General features: G+C 60.4%; 15 protein-coding genes and 3 pseudogenes. 2 read left to right on the top strand and 16 right to left on the bottom strand.

From position 1 onward, the window contains the following. Together BN2476_RS14770 and BN2476_RS14765 are read right to left on the bottom strand one after the other, a co-directional pair. Nucleotides 1-666, bottom strand: a pseudogene (locus tag BN2476_RS14770) (membrane dipeptidase); the annotation flags it as partial. Between the two features lie 126 nt (nucleotides 667-792). Then, nucleotides 793-2,067: a serine hydroxymethyltransferase gene (locus BN2476_RS14765; protein ID WP_087734924.1), complete on the bottom strand. Its 1,275-nt coding sequence runs from the start codon at nucleotides 2,065-2,067 to the stop codon at nucleotides 793-795. 450 nt (nucleotides 2,068-2,517) lie between these two features. Between BN2476_RS14765 and BN2476_RS14760 the strand changes: the two genes are divergently transcribed. Then, nucleotides 2,518-3,591 (top strand): GlxA family transcriptional regulator, encoded by a 1,074-nt coding sequence (locus tag BN2476_RS14760; protein WP_438942879.1) that lies wholly within the window; start codon nucleotides 2,518-2,520, stop codon nucleotides 3,589-3,591. A 138-nt stretch (nucleotides 3,592-3,729) separates the two neighbouring features. On the opposite strand, the gene fdhA is transcribed toward BN2476_RS14760, so the two are convergent. The 7 genes and pseudogenes from fdhA to BN2476_RS49530 all read right to left on the bottom strand — a co-directional run bounded on the left by fdhA (nucleotide 3,730) and on the right by BN2476_RS49530 (nucleotide 10,755). Further along, nucleotides 3,730-4,929, bottom strand: a complete 1,200-nt coding sequence (gene fdhA, locus BN2476_RS14755) for a formaldehyde dehydrogenase, glutathione-independent (protein WP_087734922.1) — start codon at nucleotides 4,927-4,929, stop codon at nucleotides 3,730-3,732. 190 nt (nucleotides 4,930-5,119) lie between these two features. After that, a pseudogene (locus tag BN2476_RS14750) lies at nucleotides 5,120-5,568 on the bottom strand (dihydroneopterin aldolase). A gap of 21 nt (nucleotides 5,569-5,589) precedes the next feature. Then, a complete protein-coding gene (locus BN2476_RS14745) occupies nucleotides 5,590-6,060 on the bottom strand; it encodes a PDC sensor domain-containing protein (RefSeq protein ID WP_143810966.1) in 471 nt (156 codons plus the stop codon). A gap of 290 nt (nucleotides 6,061-6,350) precedes the next feature. Beyond that, entirely contained in the window at nucleotides 6,351-7,505 is a 1,155-nt protein-coding gene (locus tag BN2476_RS14740; RefSeq protein ID WP_087734920.1) for a porin, read from the bottom strand. A 212-nt stretch (nucleotides 7,506-7,717) separates the two neighbouring features. Next, nucleotides 7,718-7,861, bottom strand: coding sequence for a hypothetical protein (locus tag BN2476_RS46480; protein WP_160111716.1), 144 nt, complete (start codon nucleotides 7,859-7,861; stop codon nucleotides 7,718-7,720). Between the two features lie 21 nt (nucleotides 7,862-7,882). Further along, the gene (locus BN2476_RS14735) at nucleotides 7,883-8,626 is read right to left on the bottom strand and encodes a DUF4198 domain-containing protein (RefSeq protein ID WP_087734919.1); all 744 of its coding nucleotides are present in this window, start codon (nucleotides 8,624-8,626) and stop codon (nucleotides 7,883-7,885) included. Nucleotides 8,627-8,700: 74 nt separating this feature from the next. Beyond that, a complete protein-coding gene (locus tag BN2476_RS49530) occupies nucleotides 8,701-10,755 on the bottom strand; it encodes a PepSY domain-containing protein (RefSeq protein ID WP_087734918.1) in 2,055 nt (684 codons plus the stop codon). A 103-nt stretch (nucleotides 10,756-10,858) separates the two neighbouring features. Between BN2476_RS49530 and pdxR the strand changes: the two genes are divergently transcribed. Continuing rightward, entirely contained in the window at nucleotides 10,859-12,328 is a 1,470-nt protein-coding gene (gene pdxR / locus BN2476_RS14725) for a MocR-like pyridoxine biosynthesis transcription factor PdxR (protein ID WP_087734917.1), read from the top strand. A gap of 499 nt (nucleotides 12,329-12,827) precedes the next feature. On the opposite strand, the pseudogene aspA reads toward pdxR, so the two are convergent. The 7 genes and pseudogenes from aspA to BN2476_RS14685 all read right to left on the bottom strand — a co-directional run bounded on the left by aspA (nucleotide 12,828) and on the right by BN2476_RS14685 (nucleotide 21,048). Continuing rightward, a pseudogene (gene aspA, locus BN2476_RS14715) lies at nucleotides 12,828-14,309 on the bottom strand (aspartate ammonia-lyase). Between the two features lie 141 nt (nucleotides 14,310-14,450). Further along, a complete protein-coding gene (locus BN2476_RS14710) occupies nucleotides 14,451-15,617 on the bottom strand; it encodes an NAD(P)/FAD-dependent oxidoreductase (RefSeq protein ID WP_087734915.1) in 1,167 nt (388 codons plus the stop codon). Continuing rightward, complete coding sequence (locus tag BN2476_RS14705; protein WP_087734914.1) at nucleotides 15,614-17,017, bottom strand: FAD/NAD(P)-dependent oxidoreductase; 1,404 nt, start codon at nucleotides 17,015-17,017, stop codon at nucleotides 15,614-15,616. Before BN2476_RS14705 ends, BN2476_RS14710 begins: the two co-directional genes overlap by 4 nt. Beyond that, nucleotides 16,996-17,316 carry a (2Fe-2S)-binding protein gene (locus BN2476_RS14700; protein ID WP_087734913.1) on the bottom strand — a complete coding sequence of 107 codons (321 nt, stop codon included), beginning with the start codon at nucleotides 17,314-17,316 and terminating at the stop codon, nucleotides 16,996-16,998. The genes BN2476_RS14705 and BN2476_RS14700 overlap by 22 nt, the downstream gene beginning before the upstream one ends. Next, a complete protein-coding gene (locus BN2476_RS14695) occupies nucleotides 17,313-19,142 on the bottom strand; it encodes an ABC transporter ATP-binding protein (RefSeq protein WP_087734912.1) in 1,830 nt (609 codons plus the stop codon). Before BN2476_RS14695 ends, BN2476_RS14700 begins: the two co-directional genes overlap by 4 nt. Beyond that, nucleotides 19,139-20,095, bottom strand: a complete 957-nt coding sequence (locus tag BN2476_RS14690; protein ID WP_087734911.1) for an ABC transporter permease — start codon at nucleotides 20,093-20,095, stop codon at nucleotides 19,139-19,141. Before BN2476_RS14690 ends, BN2476_RS14695 begins: the two co-directional genes overlap by 4 nt. Continuing rightward, nucleotides 20,092-21,048, bottom strand: coding sequence for an ABC transporter permease (locus BN2476_RS14685; protein WP_087734910.1), 957 nt, complete (start codon nucleotides 21,046-21,048; stop codon nucleotides 20,092-20,094). The genes BN2476_RS14690 and BN2476_RS14685 overlap by 4 nt, the downstream gene beginning before the upstream one ends. Nucleotides 21,049-21,086: the final 38 nt, after the last annotated feature.

Below are 21,086 nucleotides of genomic sequence, written 5' to 3'. Positions count from 1 at the left end.
CGATAGCGGCCCTTGTCATGCGTGATCCAGTCGAAGAATTCGGTGCTATAGCCCTGCGTGAAGTCCGTGCCGATACCGACCTTGTCTTCGCCGATCACGTCGATCACATATTCGATCGCTTCGAGATAGTCCTCGACGGTCGCATCCGGGCCTTTCTTGAGGAACGGCGAGAACATCGTCACGCCGACGAAGCCGTTTGCATCGGCGATCTCTCTCAACTGCTCATCTGTCTTGTTGCGCGGGTGATCCTTGAGACCCGACGGGCAGCAATGCGAATACGTGACGGGCTTCTTCGAGCAGGCGATCGCATCGGACGACGTCTTTGCACCGACGTGCGAGAGATCGACCAGAATCCCGACGCGGTTCATCTCCTGGATCACTTCGCGGCCATAGCCCGAGAGGCCGCCGTCCGCTTCATANNTCCTTGAACACTTCGATATAGCCGAGGTTGTCCTCGAACGCATACGAGTTCTGGAAGCCGAAAATGATGCCCGTCTTGTTCTCTTTCTTTGCTCGCAGGATGTCGTCGGTCGTGCGCACCAGCGTGAGGATCTCGCTGTACTCGCGGATCTGCTGCTTCATTTCCGCGATGTTGTCCACGGTCTTCTGAAAGTCTTCCCACACGGACACCGTGCAGTTGACGGCCGTGACGCCGCCCTTTCTCATGTCCTCGAACACCGAGCGCTCGAACTTCGAAATGTTCAGGCCGTCGATGATGATGCTGCTGTCGTGCAGGTTGCTCATGCTTGACTCCGTAGCTGTGGGGTTTGGGGACGGCGCGTTTGCGACGGCTCAGTAGATCGGGAAGCGTTCGCACAGCGCGAAGATTTCCTTGCGCACGCGCTGCTCGGTTGCGGCATCGCCATCGGGATGCGAGCGCAGCGCGTCGAACACTTCGAGAATCATGCGGCCGATATCGCGGAACTCGGCGACACCGAAGCCGCGCGTCGTGCCCGCCGGCGTGCCGAGGCGAATGCCCGACGTGACCGTCGGCTTTTCCGTATCGAACGGAATGCCGTTCTTGTTGCAGGTGATGCCCGCACGCTCCAGCGCCTGCTCGACCTGCGTGCCCTTCAAGCCCTTCGGCCGCAGATCGACGAGCAGCAGATGATTGTCAGTGCCGCCCGTCACGAGATCGACGCCACCTTCCTTCAGCACTTCGCCCAGTGCCCGCGCGTTGGCCAGCACGTTGTCGATATACCTCTTGAAGCTGTCTTCGAGCGCTTCGCCGAATGCCACCGCCTTGCCCGCGATCACGTGCATCAGCGGACCGCCTTGCAGGCCAGGGAACACAGCCGAGTTGATCTTCTTCGCGATCTCTTCGTCGTTGGTGAGGACGAAGCCGCCGCGCGGGCCGCGCAGCGTCTTGTGCGTGGTCGACGTGACGACGTGCGCATGTTCGACGGGATTCGGATGACGGCCCGCGGCGATCACGCCCGCGATGTGCGCCATGTCGACCATCAGCTTCGCGCCGACGCTATCGGCGATCGCGCGGAAGCGCGCGAAGTCGAGCACGCGTGGATATGCGGAGAAGCCCGCGATGATCAGCGAAGGCTTGTGCTCGTGCGCGAGCTTTTCGATCTGGTCATAGTCGATCCGCATGGTCTCGCGGTTCACGCCGTACTGAACCGCGTTGAACCACTTGCCCGACAGCGCGGGCTTCGCGCCGTGCGTGAGGTGGCCGCCCGCGTCGAGCGACATGCCGAGGATCGTATCGCCGGGCTTCGCGAGCGCCAGCATCACCGAGCCGTTCGCCTGCGCGCCCGAATGCGGCTGCACGTTGGCGAAGCCTGCATTGAAGAGCTTCTTGATTCTCTCGATCGCGAGCGCTTCCACTTCATCGGCGAACTCGCAGCCGCCGTAGTAGCGCTTGCCCGGATAACCTTCTGCGTACTTGTTCGTCAGTACCGAGCCTTGCGCTTCGAGCACCGCGCGCGACACGATGTTTTCCGACGCGATCAGCTCGACCTGTGACTGCTGGCGTTCGAGTTCTTTCAGGATGGTGTTCTGGACCGAAGCATCGCGATGGGCCAAGGGCTGCGAGAAGAAAGGTTGAGTGTTCGACATAGACCGTCCGTGACAATAAGAGTGAGCTGTGTGCAAAGCGAAAGGCCACCGCGCCTGGCTCTCCAGCCGAGCCATGCTGAGGACTGCGATGGCTCTATTCTTGTCTTTCGGATTTTCTATAGGCATGCGAATTTAGACGCGCTCTTTACCTTTTCCGCCATTCACGTCCATTTTTCACAAGTGACAGAACCGGCGCTTTTCGCGAGAGTCGGCAGGTCGGAAATCAGCGCCGGAAGACGGCACGCCTGCCTGAAACCCCAGCCACTCCCAGGACCACACCACTCGCCGGCAACAAGCCCATAGACCGGCGGTGCTGGACCTGACGGGATCGGAAAACGATCTCGCCGCCCGGCTGACTAACTTATGGAATCGTTCATATGTAGAGACCCAACCCTGTGAGCGAACGGTATCGGATCAGCTGTTATGCGGATGGACGTAGGGTTTCGCCGCATGGCACGCTTTTCCTGCATGCTTCCACAATGGAGTGGCGCAACTCATATTCCTGGCTGGAAAGCGTTCACTATTCGAGGAACGGTCCACATGTCGCCCGACCGCACCGCGTCGTTAGCGCACTTCGCGTTCATGCCGCTGCCGAACTTCACCATGATCGCCTTCACCAGCGCAGTCGAAGTGCTGCGCATGGCCAACTACCTGAGCGGTAAGCCGCTCTACAGATGGTCGGTCATCAGCCCGGATGGCGGGCCGGTCACGGCAAGCAATGGTCTTGGTATCGATACGGGCCCTGTCGAATGCCTCGGCACCCCGGACATCGTGTTCGTGTGCGGCGGCATCGACGTGCAGCGGGTGACGACGCCCGCTCATCTGTCGGCGTTGCGAAGCTTCGCGCGCAGGGGCGTCGCGCTCGGCAGCCTGTGCACAGGAACCTATGCGCTTGCCAGATCTGGCCTGCTCGACGGCTATGCCTGCGCCATCCACTGGGAAAACATGTCGGCGCTCAAGGAAGAGTTCCCTGAGACGCGGTTCATGAAGGAACTCTTCGTGATTGACCGCGACCGCGTCACCTGCACGGGCGGCATCGCGCCCCTGGAGATGATGCTGAACCTGATCACCGCTCGCGTGGGTACGGCGCGCGTTACGCAGATAGCGGAGCAGTTCATCATGGAGCACGTGAGGGATAACAGCGCACAACAGCGCATGCCGCTCATCGCGCGGCTGGGTTCCGCAAACAAATCGCTGTTCGAAGTGATTGCCCTGATGGAGAACAATATCGAGGAGCCACTCTCGCGCGAAGAACTCGCGCGTCTTGCAAACATGTCGCAGCGTCAGCTGCAACGACTGTTTCACGAGCACCTCGGCATGACGCCGACGCACTACTACCTGACTCTGCGTCTACGTCGCGCACGGGAACTGCTGCTACAGACTGATATGTCCATCATGAGCATCACGATAGCATCCGGCTTTCAGTCCGCGTGCCATTTCAGCAAGAGCTATCGCGAAGCATTCGGCGTCGCGCCCACCCGCGAACGCCGCAAGCAGGTCGCCCCGCTCGCAACGCACGCCTGAAGTTGCCCGTCCCCCAGTGTCACGATGTGTCTTTGCGCCGTGCGTGCAAGCGCCACACTGCGTTTCGCTTCGCCAATAAAACATAAAATAGGGCGGCCGCAACATGCGGCCGCCTGCGATCACCGCATTACATGCCGGTCACGCGGCTTTGAGCAGGCCGTGCGGATCGAGGACAAACTTGCGCGGTGCGCCCCCGTCGAACTGCTTGTAGCCGTCCGGCGCCTGGTCCAGGGAGATCACCGTGACGTTGACAATCTCCGCGATCGGCAGCCGGTCGAACAGGATCGCCTGCATCAGATTCCGGTTGTACTTCAATACAGGCGTCTGGCCTGTATGGAACGAGTGTGATTTTGCCCAGCCGAGCCCAAAGCGGATGCTCAGGCTTCCATGCTGCGCGGCAACATCCTTCGCACCGGGATCGTCGGTTACATACAGCCCGGGGATGCCGATCGCGCCCGCTGGTCGTGTGATTTCCATCAGCGAGTTGAGCACCGTGGCGGGCGCTTCTTGCGAGTGGCCCGCGCTCCCGTGGCCGTGTGCTTCAAAGCCGACACAGTCCACCGCGCAGTCGATTTCCGGTTTGCCAAGGATCTGGGCGATCTGTTCGCCGAGCGTGGCATCCTCCGACAGGTTGACCGTCTCGAAGCCGACAGCGCGAGCATGCGCCAGTCGATCTTCGTTCATGTCGCCAACGATCGTGCATGCCGCGCCCAGCAGCCGCGCCGATGCTGCCGCAGCCATCCCGACTGGCCCCGCCCCAGCTATGTAGACCGTCGAGCCGGGTTTCACACCCGCAGTGACAGCGCCGTGATAGCCGGTGGGCAAGATGTCCGACAGGCATGTAAGGTCGCGAATCTTCGCCAGCGCCTGATCGCGGTCGGGGAATTTAAGCAGGTTGAAGTCTGCATACGGCACCATCACGTACTCCGCCTGTCCACCGATCCAGCCGCCCATGTCCACGTAACCGTACGCACCGCCCGCGCGAGACGGATTCACATTCAGGCACACGCCCGTGTGCTGCTCCCTGCACATTGCGCAACGTCCGCAAGCAACGTTGAACGGCACGGACACCAGATCACCGAGCTTGAGCGTCTCAACATCGCGGCCAACCTCAATCACCTCACCTGTTATTTCGTGGCCAAGCACGAGACCGGCCGGGGCCGTTGTACGGCCGCGCACCATGTGCTGGTCCGAGCCGCAAATATTGGTGCTGATCACCTTCAGAATCACGCCGTGCCCGATACTGCGTCCGTTCGGATCAACCATCTTCGGGTAGTCGATCTTTTGGACCTCGACCTTGCCCGGCCCAAGATATACGACGCCTCGATTAGTGCCCATTGCTGCCTCCTTCCGGTTGGATAGCGCTGCGGCACGCCGGTAGACGCGACGCGCGCAGCACCCCTTAAATGTAGGCTGACACACCACGCGCACGAAAGACAAAACCCGACAGACCCTTGCACCGCGCCGACATGAGGAACGGATGCACAATGCGCGCATGATGCACCTGCTCCATCAGACCGGCAGAGACTCAGCGTCCCGCCGCGCTGCACCACAGCGGATAGTCCGCGCGTGTCCATTCGAGTGTGACGCCGACGCGCCGCGTACCTGGCCGGATTTTCGGCTTATGCACGCTGAGCGTCAGTGTCTCAAGCGCAGGCCATTCGCGAAACGAGAGTTCCGCAATGTCGGACACGAGCGTTTCAAGCAGGCGCGTGTGCGGCTTGTGCGCGAGAAAGTCTGCGATGCGCGTACAGTACCCGTCGTAGTCGATCCATCCGGCTGCTTCGCTCGGTGCACCGCGATAGCCCAGCCGCGCGTCAATCGCGACTGCCTGTGTGCACCGTATTCATGTGGATGAATGCCGACCCTCGCCGGCACGCCTAGCGCTTCGACAAATACGCTCCAGCCCCGCCACTGCTGGTGCAGCATGCCAATTCTTGCGAGCGGCATGCCGAACGGCTCTTCCACCGGTTTCATGATGTCAGCGACGCGGCGGCGTCAAGCATCTCGCATCACGGGTACCGCAAACGCCACCAGCAACGCGCCGCTGGTGCTAACGTAGGGTATGGCGATCGGCTTTCCCGCCTGCACGGCGTTCCTGTACCAGGATCGACTGGTGGGATCGTAGGATGACGGAATATCGGGCCAATCAGTGAACTTTGCCGACTTGTTCGGATAGCCTACGCCGACGTCCCAGAATCCGCCCGCCGTAGCGACCTGCTTCAGCATTGGCATCGGGTCGGGCGTGAGCGCAACGTCCTGAAGCGACGAAATCATCCGGGCCTTCGAGGCGACCCATTCGCCGATAGCAACAGCACGGTTGTCTACGTCAGAGGTCAAATTGCGATCAATCGCCTCCTCACTGCTCCTATTGGCGATGACATAGCTAGTCGCGGTACTGGCGACGACTGAGAAAACCACAAGGGCTATGCAAGCACAAACAACCCGCGCGCGAATCGACGACAACATTTTATGAATGCTCTTGTTTTGACGATGACAAGATCCTACGCCTGCCTCCTCTGCAAATTTCACCGGTTAGCGGGAGGAATCAGCATATTGCATGCGTTGTCGATTCCTTGACAGTTCATTTTGCATTGAATTCGTGGCGGCACATCGTTTCAATCTGTGTCAATCAGGCCACCGTGCACCAGGCACCGGCTGGCCGCTAGCCAGCCCATCGTTGCCTGAACAGCTGATCGCGTACGAGACTCATTTTCCCGGCGCCCAGCTCGTCAAACCGAAGCCTGCTTCAAGCTCTGCTAGAAGCGATGCCGGATGCCGACAACTACTTGTACTTGGCTCTGAGTTGTGGAGGCGGTTAGGCCGTTGAGGTTTGCGACCGCCTTCCCACCGGTCGAATCGGTGCCCGACGCATGCTGGTAAACCGCGACTGTGTAAAGGTCAGTTCGCTTGGATAGGAGGTAGTTAGCCCCGATCGCGCCTTGATTGTAAGTTGCACCGTTGACGCCATATCCTTTCAGGTAGTTATAGGCGACACCGAGGTGGAGGGCCGGCGTGAGTTGATAGCCGACATTGACTTCAATGTCGTGGAATCTTGCATCGCCGCCTGCGCCGTTAGCCGGGAGACCCGGTAGCGTCCCGATATCCTTGAACTGCGTGTTGCTGTAGACAACGCCGAACGTAGCGGCACCAACGACATAAGAAGCGCCTGCGACGAAGATCTGCTGTCTTTTCGCGGACGCATAGCCGGAATACACGCGGCTACCGTTCATGTTGGACCCCGTAGTGCTTGAAGCCGCGGTATTGCCAAAATAGGAAAAGTTAGGATCTCGCGCGTCAACGAAGGCGGTGCCAAGCGTGAGTGGTCCCAAATTGTAGTTCGCCCCGACTGACCAGATCTGATTTTGGTTGAATTTCCCAGCGACACCTCCGAAGCTGTAGAGGCCCGCGAACGTCAATCCACCGTACGACACACTGCGAAACTTGATCGCGTTGTTGACGTGGTTGCTACCATCTGTGTTATCTACATCGCCAGGATGGGCGCTGGCGAATCCGCTCCACATTTGAGCCGCCACGAACATGTAGGTCAAGTCGTTAATCAAATCATATTGACGCCCGAACGTAACGGTACCTATGTTCGACGACGAAAAACCGACATAGGCTTGGCGTCCGAACTCGTCGCCCCCTTGACCGAGCTTTCCGTTCGCAACACTGAAGCCGTTTTCAAGCACGAAAAGTGTTTGCAGTCCACCGCCGAGGTCCTCAGTGCCTCGCAGCCCCCAACGGTCGCCACTCAGATTTCCGGCGACCATCGAATACTGCTTGTGGCCACCAACGTTGTTCGCATAGTTCATGCCGACGTCGATCACACCGTAGAGTGTGACGCTGTTCTGAGCATGTGCCGTACATGCGAAGGAGGCTGCGAGCGCCGCCGCAGTCAAGGACTTTTTCATATGAAGGTCTTGTGGTTGAATAAAAAATAAATTGAAACGACGTTCGTCACGCGTCGTCATCAGACAATCTCGGTTGAGGCGCGGCAAATAGGAGTCCTTTTGGATCGCGGCGTCGAGATGGATGTAACTGGTTGCGGTGCAGCGCTTCCGGGAACGATGAAAACGCGGTAAACGCCGGCAACCATAGTTGCCGGCGTTCAGGGACGCCTTCCTTACTTCATGACGAAGCGCGCGCTGCTCATCGACTTGTCTTCCATCGTCACGAGAGCGATCACCTTGTCGCCCATGACAAGCTTCGCGCTGTAAACGGTTGCAGCAAGTGCGGCCAGCCAGAAATTCGTTTCATTGGGGGACAAGCTCCAGCAGATAACGCTTGATCACTCGGGCAGGTGCTGCAGCGCGAACGACAGTGTGGCCTTATGCTCGTCCTGGTTCGCCTTCGCGGGTTCCGACGGCGGCGTATCGAGTGTTGCTACGACCACGTTCAGACCCTGGTTGCGCACCTTGATCGTCACCGTACCGTCTGCGCCGGTCTTTAGCGGTTTGGAATCAGGGTCATTGACGAAATCCGGCTGCACCTCGGCGCCGGCCGCGGGCTTGCCGTCGTAGAGCACCCGAACCGTGAGCGCCTGGCCCATCTGATCCGGCATCTGTTTGCCGACCGGCACGATCTGTAGCTTCTGCCCAGGCAGTACGGGCATCACGCCATTCAGGGGCCGGCACAGATGCACCGCGTACTTGAATGTGTGCTCGCTGAAAGTGGCGCCGGGCACTTCGTCCTTGCCCTTGTTTTGCCACTCGCCGTTCGTCGTCTTGCTCCACAGGCCGTAGTCCATCATCCCTGCAACGATTGCCGGCTGCTTGTCGGTATTCACCACGAGCAGTGGCCCGTTGGGCGTGAGCTGCGCGGAGACCTCCTTGCCCTGCTCGTCGTAGGCTGTGACGCTCTTCACCTTTTGCTGGCGCTTGATGACATCCAGGTCGTCGCTGCCCTCGCCGTAGATCAGCGCCAGTTGGTTCGAACGCTGTGCGAAATAGATGCCATGGGAGTGCGCCGGGTCGGCGCCGCCCATGCCTGCAATCAGGCTTGCCACCACAGCAAGTTTTCTGGTGATCCTCATTCGTGTCTCCTTTCAATGGTTGGAAAAAAGCGGGTTTTGTTTTCGGTTTTGCCGGACAGTGCCGGCCTTTCCATCTACAGATCGAGTACCAGCGTCCGGCTGTTGGCACGCGAACAGCAGGGAGTGAATCGATCGTTCCTATTTTTCTCGTCGTCGGAGAGAAACACGTCGCGATGCTGCGGTTCGCCTTCCAGCACGCGCGTCACACAGGTTCCGCAGACGCCTTGCTCGCAGGACGCCGTAATATGGATTCCGCAATCGGCCAAAGCGGCTATTACCGTCTTGTCTGCAGGAACACAAATAGTCTTACCGGTGCTTGCGATCGTGACGTCGAATTCGACATTGCTGTCGGATTCCCTGTGCTCAACGCTGAAATATTCCCTGTGTATACGGTTTTTGCGCCAGCCTTTTTGCAATGCGGTGTCGATGACCGCATTCATGAATGCCTCGCCGCCGCACAGGTATAAGTGCATTTCGGCATCGTGCGTTTGAAGAAGCGCGGCCAGGTCTAGCCGTTGCTGTTTCTCGTCTTCCGTGAAGTGAAAGAAAACGCGGTCGGCGAATTTCGAGCACTTGATGCGGTCGACAAAGGCTGCGCGCGCCGCCGAGCGCGCGAAGTAATGCATTTGGAAAGCGGCTCCGAAACCAGCCAGATGTTCCGCCATGCAAAGTATCGGCGTAATACCGATACCACCCGCGATGAGCAGGAAGCGCTGCGCGGATTCCACGAGCGGAAAGTGATTTTTCGGATTGCTGATTTCAATTAAGTCCCCTTCCTTGACCTGCTCATGCATGGTCCTCGACCCACCGCGCGTCGGTTCCGCCCGCATGACGGCAATGAGATAGCGATGTCTTTCCCCAGGAGGATTGCACAGCGAGTATTGTCGAACCTTTCCGCCGGGTACGTGAACATCAATGTGGGAACCGGCCGTAAACGGCGGCAGCGCTTTTCCGGCAGGGTCGACAAGTTCAAAAGATTGAATGTTCTCCGCCTCTGCCTTTTTCCTTGTCACTCTCAACGCGAGAGTCGTTCGGGGCGACACGGGAGCCGGCGGAGGCCGTTTGCCGCGCAGATAACTGCCGATGCCGACGTAAGCCAATACCGGTACAGAGAGCATGCCGATCAGTTGCAGCACTCGGATAAATCCGCCGCTCAGCCATCCGTAATGCAGCGCAAGCGCCGTCAGGTAAATTCGATGACCTATGCTGTTCTCCGCATATGAAGTAAAGCGCAACACTTTGCCTGTGCTCGAATCGACACTAACATAGGAAAACGCATTTATATGCGGTGCGTCGCGTGCGACGATATCGAAGTTGAAAGCATCCCCGGGCTTGCCAGGGTAGCGAATGCGGGCATATTTTGGTTGCGGCACCAATGCCTGCGCGCGTTGCCAGAGGGCCTCGACTGGCAGGCTTTTCGTATCGGCCTGCACGACCGATCTAGGAGAAGGTGCGGGGGGCTTCGATGCCGTCAGTGTGTAGAGCGCATCCCTCACGAATTGAAACGATTGCAGCGCGCCGGTGAGCGCGGACGCAAGTACGATGAGGCTGACATAGGCGCCAAGGGTTTTGTGCAGACTGAGCCAGCGCGCGCGACCGGTGAGGTTGGGCTTGATCGCGACAGCGCGCCTGCGTTTGCGCAACGCCTCTGGAATCCACACAGCCAAGCCGCCACCGACCAGGACAATCGCGAATGTCAGCGCAAGCGTTCCAGCGACGACGCTTCCATTCTTCAGAAACTGAAAGCTGTGCAGGCTGGCCATCGTACCAAACAGGCCGCCGTAGCGATCCTCGCTTCCAAGCACTTCGCCAGTGCATGGATTGACGTAGTACCACCGGTTGTCGCTGAAGAGAACACGCGTGCTGGAATCCGCGTCGTCGTATATGCGCACCTGCTTTGGCCGGCCTGCGACTGGATTAGAAGCGCTTGCATTGGCAATCAACGTATCGAGCGGCAGGCGCTTATTGCACGATTCGACTTTGAGCAGACCGTGGTAGATGACGGGTTCGAGTGGTTCCCGAAACAGCATGCCCGCGCCGGTAACCGCCACCATGACGACGAATAGACCGATGCTCAGGCCTATCACGCGATGCAACTGACGAATACGCTCACGTAGAGATACACGCATAGGATCCCCAATAACTGGAAAGGCTTTGTTCGATGGCGAGCCTTGACAGTACGGGTACCCGCTGCGAACCTATGAGTCCAATTCAAAAAGTTGGATAGGTCCAATGGCTGACTCGTTGCTTGCTGACCTCCTGATCGCCCGTCTCCGTCGAGACGGGGCCGTGCCACTACAGATCCAGATCGCGAACGGGATCCGAGACGCGGTATCCGACGGCACTCTGAAGGCTTCCGCACGTTTGCCGTCTTCCCGAACGCTCGCGGCTGCACTGGAAGTCTCCCGAACAACCGTTGTAACGGCCTATGAAAGGCTGTCGGCCGACGGCTATCTCCATACCGATTCCACGAGTGGCACGCTTGTTTCCGACAAGCTGCCGCAATCGATGAAGTCTGCGCCTCGGGAATCAACCGCACGAACCCTTTCCGAGCGCGGGGAGCAACTGATACGCGCTCCTGCGGGCATCCAGGAACGCAAGGGGGCGTTCGTGCCGGGTGTTTGCGATACGGATTGTTTTCCTTATCAGATATGGAGGCGTATCCAGAATCGCTATCTCGGGGAGCAGCATGCGGACCTCATGGGGTACTCCAATCCAGGCGGATATCTCCCGTTGCGCCGCGCGCTGTCGGAGTATTTGCGCGTATCGCGCGCGGTTCGGGCCTCCCCGGAACAGATCATCGTGACAATGGGGAGTAATCAGTCGATTGACCTTTGCTCACGCATTCTGGCCGACGTGGGTGAACTGGCCTATGTTGAAAACCCTTGCCACTGGGCAACGCCAATCCTGTTGCGCGCCAACGGGCTGGAAGTGGAGGCTATTGCCGTCGACAGTAACGGTATGAAGCTCGAACGATGTTTGCGCCGACCTCGACTCGTAGTCACGACCCCATCGCATCAGTTTCCAATGGGGGTGACGTTGTCGGATGAACGGCGTGCCTGTCTGCGTGCGGCCGCCGAGCAGTGGGACGCATTCGTTCTAGAAGACGACTATGACAGTGAGTTCCGATATGACCAGCGTCCGCTTCCGTCTCTTCAAGGCGATGATGAGAACGGCCGTGTCATTCTGATGGGAACGTTAAGCAAGGTAATGTACCCCGGCATGAGGCTCAGCTATATGGTTGTTCCACCCGACCTGGTCGATTCCTTCGCAGCCGCTTCGTTGCGCTTATACAGACCGGGGCACCTTTCCTTGCAGGCAGCAATGGCAGACTTTATTGCAGACGGGCATTTCTCGAAGCACATTCGGCGGATGCGCGATATCTACGGTGCAAGACAATCTGAATTGCTCCGATGTCTGGACCAGTGCTTTGGCGATGCACTTGAAACATCACAGAACGCGGCGGGTCTGCATATGACAATCAGGATCCGGGATCTGGTTGACTTCGATACGACCGTATCGCGATCGCTGGAACAGGGAATTTACCTTCGCAGGCTGCGCACGTTCAATCAAGGCGATCCGGGATTTCGTGACGGATTTCTGTTGGGGTTCGGCGCGCTCGATATCGAAGCCATCCGTCCCGCTGTCCAGACCTTCGCCCGCATCGTCGAGAGCGTAATATCCGTGCCGGATTCGCGGTAATGCCCCTCAGGCAAGCACGGGCCCGCGCACGAGCCCAAGTCGAAGCCGAGGAACCGCATGCTCACAATATCGCGCCATGATCGGGCGAGCGTCGACGTCCGGATTCAAACCGCTCGCGCGCCGCTTTGATGGCGGCATCAAAGCTAGACTCGGTAGCGAAATGTATTAGATCAACACTTACCGACCAGCCGAACCCAGAGGTGCACCATCTGAGACGGCCGTGCTCGTACATGAGAGAAAACCACCGCCATAGATCGGCGTCATTCCGGCTCGCCGGAATCATTGCCTCCGACTTCAATTGCCTACGTGTGATGCCAACCATACCATTCCTCTCAACGCGAGCGGACCATCCAGCTGCTTCGAGGTATTTGACTGAACAGGCAATGCGCCGTCCGTCGCAGAAGGGTCGGTCTTAGCCGTGACCTGTTTGGTTCTGCGAGGGCAAGGCAAACGACATCTTCTCAGTCATATACGCTCTGTTTCGCGAGTGTTCCCCGCGTCAGGTCATACCGACCTGGACCGACTCAGCGTTGTGCACACCGTCATTCGAAGCCGTGCAGTGATCTGTTGACGCACCGTACGCTCGGGGTTTGATCAGCGCCTCGGGTCGGAGGGCTTCCTCCAGTTGCGCCTCTGTCAGCAATTGACGGCGCAGCACGACCTGCCGAATCGTCCTTCCGTTTGCATGTGCTTCAGCGGCAACGGACGTTGAGTTCTTGTAGCCGATATACGGGTTAAGTGCGGTAGCAAGTGCAATAGACCGCTCGATGTTTTCACTTAACCGGTCAGGGTCTGCAGTGATGCCTTTGACGCATTTCTCGGCGAGTGTCGAACAACCGTTCGTGAGATGTTTGAAGCTCCGAAAGAGCGCGCTGGCAATGACGGGCTCGAAAGCATTTAGTTGAAGTTGGCCGCCTTCGGCCGCGAACGTGACGGTCAGGTCGTTGCCGAAGACTTCAAATGCGATCTGGTTGACCACCTCCGGGATGACTGGATTGACCTTCCCTGGCATGAGCGAGGAACCGGCCTGCATTGGCGGAAGGTTGATTTCTCCAAAGCCTGCGCGCGGACCGCTCGATAGCAGACGCAGATCGTTGCACGTCTTCGAAAGCTTGACCGCAATGCGCTTCAGCACCCCGGAGATCTGAACGAAAGCACCACAGTCCTGCGTCGCCTCGACTAGATTCGGTGCCGTCACGAGGTCGATGCCGGTGATGCGAGTCAAGGATTTGAGCGCCTTTCGCGCGTACTCTGGGTGGGCGGTAATGCCCGTGCCGATCGCTGTCGCACCAAGGTTGATCTCCCGGATTAGCATGGAAGCCTCTTTGAGTCGCGACATGTCTTCCTCGAGCATAACGGCATAAGCCGAGAACTCCTGGCCGAGAGTCATGGGAACCGCGTCCTGCAGTTGCGTGCGACCAAGCTTTAACAATCCCGCAAACTCAATTGCCTTCTGGTCGAAAGCTGCATGAAGCCTGGCCATCGACTCCAGCAGATGCTCAATAGCGAAAAAGGTCGCGATGCGCAGCGCCGTCGGATATACGTCATTGGTGCTTTGCGCAAGGTTGACGTGTTCGTTTGGATGCAGCTATGCATATTCGCCCCGCCGACGACCGAGCAGTTCGAGCGCGCGATTGCAGATGACTTCGTTCGCATTCGTGTTGGTCGACGTACCGGCGCCGCCCTGGATGACGTCAACGACGAACTGGTCGTGAAGACGGCCTTCCCGGATTTCTTCGCAGGCCGCGACTATCGCGTCCCGGAGCATCGGGGAAAGCATGCCAAGCTCCGCGTTTGCCTCCGCGGCCGCTTGCTTGACTGCTGCCAGTGCAATCACGAGCTTCGGGTATGACGCCAACGTCGTACCCGAAATCTGGAAATTGTCCTTCGCGCGCAATGTGTGAATCCCGTAGTACGCGTCCTCGGGGACGTCCCGCTCTCCCAACAGGTCGGTTTCGACGCGGGCGCCTGATGTACTCATAGGTTGCTCCTGGTTCTTCGTTGATCCCGCTCGTGACCTGGACGTACAGCCGTCCCGGCCGAGCGAGGTCTGCCTCGAAGGGGCTCTTCGACCGCGAACTCACATCGAGCAACGGGGAAGGCCCATGGTAGGCGTGGTCTGTCAGCCGTCGTGTCCGATGGCTATAGCTGAAGCAATGGCAGGCATCGCAGCAAATCGGTCGATTGAATAGGTGTCGAGCGGCATTGGCGTGCGCCCCACGTCGATCAGCTCGGCGAGCGTTTCACCCACGCCCGGACCGATCTGAAACCCGGAGCCACTGAAGCCAAAGGCATAAAAGAGACCGTCTACCCTGGAACTTGGCCCGATCACAGGCTCTCCGTCGGGAAGATAACTCTCCACTCCGCTCCAAACGCGGATCACATTGAGCCGGGCCAGCACGGGCGCGAGACGACGGAACTGCGCCATCTGCTGCACCGTGTTCTCCGGCAACACGGATGCCTTGCGCGTAACTGCATCGGCGGGACCGGGCGGGCCGCCGCCGAGCACGATGTTGCCGCGCAGAATCTGCCGAAAATAGACGCTCTCTTCCTTGATCGACGTGTAGACCCCCATCGATGACTGAAAGACGTAGGGCACCGGCTCCGTGACTGCCATCTGGGGCCCACGCACTGTCAGCGGCACGGGCTCACCGAACTGTTGGGAGAGCGCGCTCGCCCACGCGCCCGCACAGATCACGAGCCGAGCTGCGCGATACGTTTCTCCTGCCGCGCTTTGCACCCGAAATTCAGCGCCGTCCTTCTCTACGCTGACGATCTCGGTATTCTCGACGATTTGTGCGCCGTGCCGCATGGCAGCGCGTGCGAAAGCCGGCGATGCGATCCGCGGATTGGCATGTCCGTCGAGCGGTGAGACGGACGCGGCCAGAACTTCTCGTCCCAGAAACGGGAAACGCCTGAACATTGCATCACCGTCCAGCACCTCAAGGTGTAGGCCAAACGCGCGCGCCTCATTGGCATAACGATGAAAATAGTCAGCGTCGTGCGCGTGGTAGCAGACGCGCGTATGGCCAGAAGGCAGAAATTCAACGTCCTCACCCAGCAGTTCCCTGGTTCGGTACCAGATGTCCAGCGCGCGATTGGCTATTGCAAGCTGCGGCAAAGAGCGACCCTGCCGGCGTACACCGCCAAAGTTGGTACCGCTTGCCTGCTGTCCGATTTGACCACGTTCAATCAGGATTACCGATCGCATGCGCCTGCGCAGGAAGAAAGCCGTCGAGGTGCCCATGATGCCGCCACCAATAACGATCACGTCGGCGTGTCGGTTCATCGAACATTCTCCATCCCGGACTCTGCTTCAAGCGCCATGGGCAGCGGCTTGACAGGCGCCTGGCCGCGTAATCGCCCGACGGCTTCCACTGGCACGCGCGCTTCGGCTGCGATGACTTCAGCACCCGCGTGCGAGCAGTAGCGTCCCTGACACCGGCCCATGCCGACGCGGGAAAACGCCTTCGCGCGGTTCGCTTCCGTCGCGCCCATCTCGCGAACAACATGCCGCAATTCGCCCGCCGTGATCGCCTCGCAGCGGCACACGATGGTGTCGTCGGGCAGCGCCGCCGCGAAGCGCGCGGGCCACGGAAACGCGGTGCGCAAGCCGGCAGCGAAGCGCGTGAAACGCGCGAGTTCCGTGCGTAGCTGCGCCGCGCCCCCGCGTTCGATACCTGCGTCGTGCAGCGCGGCCAATGCAGCGAGTCGGCCCGCGCGTTCGGCCGCGTCAGCACCGCGCACGCGCGCCCCATCGCCTGCCAGATAGATGCCTGCGACGCTGCTGCGGCCGTCCTCATCGATCTGCGGCAGCCACGTCTGCGTGGCTGTATCGAAACGGAAAACGCAGCCCGCGAGATCGGCAAGCTGTGTTTCTGAACGCAAGTGATAACCGAGCGCAACGGCCTCACACGTGACATTCAGCGTCGTGTCGTTTGCGAGCTTCACACGCACGCCCGAGACACCATGCGCGGATGAGCCTTCGATGGCAACAGGCGTCACGCCGCGATGAACTGGAACCCCCGCGCCGCGCAATACGCGCATCAGCGCGATGCCCTTGCGAAGCGTCGATGGAATTGCAAGCAACTGCGGCAGCGCTCGCAGGCGCTGCGCGAAGGTCGATGTATCGAGGACGGCGCTCACTGTCGCACCTGCCTTGACATACTGCGCGGCCACCAGGTAGAGCAACGGCCCGGTTCCCATCATCACGACCCGAGCTCCGATCGCACATCCCTGCGACTTGAGGGCCACCTGTGCGCCACCCAGACTGTAGGTACCAGCGAAGTGCCAGCCGGGAACCGGCATCAGCCGATCGGTTGCTCCGGTGCAGATGATCAGCGAATCGAACGCGAGCTTGCGGTAGCGCGTGCCGCTCACAATATGCACCGCCTTTGGCCCGATATTCCATACAAGCGTGTCAGGCAGATAGTCGATCTGCGTGCGCAACGCATCGAAGTCGCGATGCAACGACGCTGCCCGCGCAGCCTCGCTGCCGTAGAGCGTCTCGTAGGAGCGCGAGAAGCCTTCCGGCTGGCGCCGATAGATCTGGCCACCATCGCGGCGGCCTTCATCGATCACCGTGGGACGCAGCCCGGCGTCAACCAGCGCCTGCGCGGCGCGCACGCCCGCCGGTCCAGCGCCAACTACGACGACGTTCGGGCGCTTCATTTCTGCAGACGCGGCCATACGCCCTCCCCCACTAGCGCTATGCGCGTGATGATCGACATGCCGGGCATCGCAGGTGCCGTACAGGCGCGGACGCGCTCGCCTTGCGCAGTCCAGACCCAGCAGTCCTGGCAAGCGCCCATCAGGCAGAAGCCCGCACGGCGGCCGTCGCCAAACTCGGAATCGCGTAACGCGTCTTGCGCCGTCAGGAGCGCAACTAGCAGCGTGTCGCCTTCGGCGGCCTGCACTTCATCTCCATCGACGGTGATCCCGAAGGTCTTGCGCTCGGTCTCCGCCACTCTCACGAAACGTGCAGTCATGCCGTCACCGGATCGGTTTTCTGCGCGAGCTCGAGTTCCGCGGCAGAGCGGTGGCAAAGGATCACGGCACCCGAGGGCAGCTTCCTGGCAGAGGGCGGCGTCACGTTGCACTTGCCGTCGATGCGGACCGGACAACGCCCACGAAAACTGCACAGCTCAGTGGAGTCACTGGCGGGCCCCATCGACGGCAACGCGGTGCCCGTCAGTGCGCGCCGTGAGTCGAGCCAGCCCGGGCGCAGCGCCGGCACCGAATCGACGAGTAGCCCTGTGTAGGGGTGGTGCGGTGGCGCGGCGAGTACATCGCGCTGCCCCGCTTCAACGCATTGACCGGCATAGAGCACCATGACGTCGTCGCAGATCGCTCGAACTGTCGAAATATCGTGGCTGATGAACATGTAGGACACGCCGAGTTCTCGCCGCAGTTCCACGAGCAGGTCAAGAATCGCCGCGCCAACTACAGTATCCAGTGCAGAGGTCACTTCGTCGCAAAGAATCAGCGCAGGGTCGGCCGCAAGCGCTCGCGCCAGGTTCACGCGCTGCTTCTGGCCACCCGACAGACCGCCCGGCTGACGCCTGGCAATCGATGCAGGCAGCTTCACCAGATCGAGCAGTTCGAGCATGCGCTTGCGCGCCGCTGCCCCGCGAAGGCCGTGATAGAAGTTCATCGGCCGCGCGAGAATGTCGGCGATCGTGTGGCTCGGATTCAGCGCCGTGTCGGCGTTCTGGAACACGATCTGCACGCGGCGGTACTGATCGGGCGTGCGCGCGGAGAGCTTCTCGGGCAGCGGCTTGCCGTCCAGCAGCACCTCGCCCCGGGCACGATCCACCAGTCCCGCCACCACGCGCGCGAGCGTCGTCTTGCCCGAACCCGATTCGCCGATCACGCCGAGCGCGCTGCCGCGCGCGATCTTCAGGTTCACATTGTCGAGCACGCACACGGCAGGTACGCCGTTCGCGTCGATCCGTCCATACCCGGCGTTCAGATTACGGACTTCGAGCAGCGGTGGCAACGAATCTGTGTCAGCGATCGCAAGCTCTGGCTCCGGTCGGCGCGTCGCCGCGAGCAGTTGCCGCGTATAGTCGTCAGCCGGCGTATCAAGTACCTGCCCGGTCGTGCCGTTTTCTCGCACGGTGCCGCCGTTGAGCACGACAATGCGGTCTGCCATCTGCGCGACGACCGCAAGATCGTGCGACACATAGACGGCCGTAGTGCCCAGTTCGCGGATCACTTTCTTGAAAGCGGCGAGCACTTCGATCTGTGTGGTGACGTCGAGCGCAGTCGTCGGTTCGTCGAACACGACGACGGCGGGATCGGTAATCAGCGCCATCGCCGCCATCAGACGCTGCAACTGACCGCCCGATACCTGATGCGGATAGCGTGCACCGATTGTCTCCGGCGACGGCAAAGCCAGCGAGCGAAAAAGTCCCACGGCCTTCTCGCGGGCCGCGGCAGGCGTCATCAACCTGTGCAGCAGCGCAGGCTCGGTCACCTGGTCCATGATCGTGCGGGCCGGATTGAAACCCGCCGATGCGCTCTGTGCGACGTAAGCGACGGTGCGCGCGCGCAACCCGCGACGTCCGGCTGCATCGAGTGACAGCACTTCGACGCCGCCGATCTTCACCGAGCCGCCTGCAATCGAACAGCCGCCTCGTGCGTGCCCCAGCAGCGATAGCGCAATCGTCGTCTTGCCCGAGCCTGACTCGCCAATCAACGCGAGCACCTCTCCCTTCTTCACGGTGAAATCGACCCCCTTGACGATCTCGACGACCGGGTCGGGTGCCGAGCCCGCGATCACGCGCAGGCCTTTGACTTCGATCATGTTCATTTGGCGCCTCCATGCGCGCGGGCGGCATGCCGGCGCAGGCTGTCAATCAGCAGGTTCACCCCAACCGTGAGCGTCGCGATTGCAACGGCAGGCATCAGTACGGCAGGCGCTCCTTCGGCCAGACCGCCGATGTTCTCGCGCACCAGGGAACCCCAGTCCGCATTCGGTGGCTGCACGCCGAGGCCGAGAAAGCTCAGGCCGCTGAGCAGCAGCACGATGAACACGAAGCGCAGGCCGAAGTCAGCGAGCATCGGATGAATCATGTTGGGTAGCACCTCGACGCGCGCGATGTAGAACAGTCCTTCGCCGCGCGCCTTTGCGACCTGTACGTATTCGAGCGTCATCAGGTTGACCGCGAGCGAGCGCGAGATGCGAAACGCGCCGGGAATGTAGGCGAGCGCGGCGACCATAATCAGCATCGGCACTGACGAACCGAACGCGGCGATGACGACGAGCGCGAGGATCTTGCTCGGAATCGAAATCAGGGCGTCGAACAGTCGGCTCATGATTTCGTCGACCCAGCGCCCGGACACGGCCGCAACCAGCCCGAAGAACGTGCCGATGCAACTGGCGAGCACCGTCGACGCAAGCGCCAGTCCCACGGTGTATTGCGTGCCATACAGCACCCGGCTCAGCATGTCGCGGCCCAGATAATCGGTGCCGAACAGATGCGCGGCGCTGTACGACCCGAATACCTCAGTGGACGTCACCGCGCCCCCCTTGTACGGCGCAACCAGCGGGCCGATGAACGCAACGCAGAGCCAGAACACGACGATCACCAGGCCGACCAGGCCCAGCAGCGAGAGACGGTTCGCGAGACGGCGCAGCGGACCACGCTTTCCGACGGGCACTGCGGCGGGCGCGTCCTCGAGCGCATCGGCACAAGGGCGGGTTTCTTCGCCAGGTACCGTGTACAGAACGGTCCTTGCATGGGATGTGTTGGGTCGGTTCATCGTTGACGCAGCCTCGGATTGGAGATGATCTGACATAGGTCGGCGATGAGTACCAGGGCGAGATACGCCGCACAGAACACCATCACGCAGCCTTGCACCAGCGGCATGTCGCGGTTCGTGACGGCATCGACCATCAGGCTCGCGAGCCCGGGATAGTTGAAGATCGACTCGACGATCACGACGCCGCCGAACAGATACGACAGACTCAGGGCAACCGCATTGGCAATGGGGCCAATCGTATTCGGCAACACATGATGCAACACGATGCGGACGGGCGACGCGCCCTTGAGTACGGCCATCTCGACGTACGACGCGTTCAGCTGGTCGAGCACCGCGGCGCGCGTCATACGAGCCATCTGCGCCACGATCACGCAACACAGTGTCATCACGGGCATCGCGTAAATTCGCACCAGCGCGCCGAACGACGTGACCTCCGACAGATATGACAGCGCCGGCAGCCAACGAAGCTTGACCGCAAAGATCAGCACGGCGATCGTCGCAATCAGAAACTCGGGCACAGCGACGGTCGACAACGTCAGTACGTTGAGGGCGCGGTCCAGCAGCGAACCGCGATACATCGCCGACAGAATGCCGATCGCCAGCGCAATGGGCACCGACACAGCGGCCGTCAGCCCTGCAAGCATGAGCGTATTCGGCAGGCGGGTTGCGATCAGCTCGCTCACCGGCATGTTGTTCGACAGCGACATGCCGAAACTGCCGCTCACGACGTGCAGGAGCCACTGGAAATAGCGCTGTAGAGCGGGCTGGTCGAGACCAAACTGGTGACGCAAGGCGGCCACCTGTTCCGGCGTGGCCGCCTGGCCGAGCGCCTGCTGCGCCGCGTCGCCGGGCAAAAGGCCCGTGATCGCGAACACAATGGCCGACACCAGCAGCAGCGTGACCATCGCGAAACCGAGGCGGGCGGCGATGAGTCGTTGCGCGTTTGCTTTCATACTGGAAACGCCTCCTGTACAGAAATGGTGCGCCGCGA

Origin of the sequence: Paraburkholderia piptadeniae, assembly GCF_900007165.1 — a bacterium.
GTDB classification, from domain to species: domain Bacteria; phylum Pseudomonadota; class Gammaproteobacteria; order Burkholderiales; family Burkholderiaceae; genus Paraburkholderia; species Paraburkholderia piptadeniae.
The sequence above is the reverse complement of the archived record's forward strand: the minus strand, read 5'-3'. Positions and strand labels throughout refer to the sequence as shown.

What these genes read in the sequence shown, in the direction of transcription:
- BN2476_RS14765 (WP_087734924.1), bottom strand. Translation starts at nt 2,067, where the DNA reads ATGTCGAACACTCAACCTTTCTTCTCGCAGCCCTTGGCCCATCGCGAT.
- BN2476_RS14760 (WP_438942879.1), top strand. Translation starts at nt 2,518, where the DNA reads ATGGCACGCTTTTCCTGCATGCTTCCACAATGGAGTGGCGCAACTCAT.
- fdhA (WP_087734922.1), bottom strand. Translation starts at nt 4,929, where the DNA reads ATGGGCACTAATCGAGGCGTCGTATATCTTGGGCCGGGCAAGGTCGAG.
- BN2476_RS14745 (WP_143810966.1), bottom strand. Translation starts at nt 6,060, where the DNA reads ATGTTGTCGTCGATTCGCGCGCGGGTTGTTTGTGCTTGCATAGCCCTT.
- BN2476_RS14740 (WP_087734920.1), bottom strand. Translation starts at nt 7,505, where the DNA reads ATGAAAAAGTCCTTGACTGCGGCGGCGCTCGCAGCCTCCTTCGCATGT.
- BN2476_RS14735 (WP_087734919.1), bottom strand. Translation starts at nt 8,626, where the DNA reads ATGAGGATCACCAGAAAACTTGCTGTGGTGGCAAGCCTGATTGCAGGC.
- BN2476_RS49530 (WP_087734918.1), bottom strand. Translation starts at nt 10,755, where the DNA reads ATGCGTGTATCTCTACGTGAGCGTATTCGTCAGTTGCATCGCGTGATA.
- pdxR (WP_087734917.1), top strand. Translation starts at nt 10,859, where the DNA reads ATGGCTGACTCGTTGCTTGCTGACCTCCTGATCGCCCGTCTCCGTCGA.
- BN2476_RS14710 (WP_087734915.1), bottom strand. Translation starts at nt 15,617, where the DNA reads ATGAACCGACACGCCGACGTGATCGTTATTGGTGGCGGCATCATGGGC.
- BN2476_RS14705 (WP_087734914.1), bottom strand. Translation starts at nt 17,017, where the DNA reads ATGGCCGCGTCTGCAGAAATGAAGCGCCCGAACGTCGTCGTAGTTGGC.
- BN2476_RS14700 (WP_087734913.1), bottom strand. Translation starts at nt 17,316, where the DNA reads ATGACTGCACGTTTCGTGAGAGTGGCGGAGACCGAGCGCAAGACCTTC.
- BN2476_RS14695 (WP_087734912.1), bottom strand. Translation starts at nt 19,142, where the DNA reads ATGAACATGATCGAAGTCAAAGGCCTGCGCGTGATCGCGGGCTCGGCA.
- BN2476_RS14690 (WP_087734911.1), bottom strand. Translation starts at nt 20,095, where the DNA reads ATGAACCGACCCAACACATCCCATGCAAGGACCGTTCTGTACACGGTA.
- BN2476_RS14685 (WP_087734910.1), bottom strand. Translation starts at nt 21,048, where the DNA reads ATGAAAGCAAACGCGCAACGACTCATCGCCGCCCGCCTCGGTTTCGCG.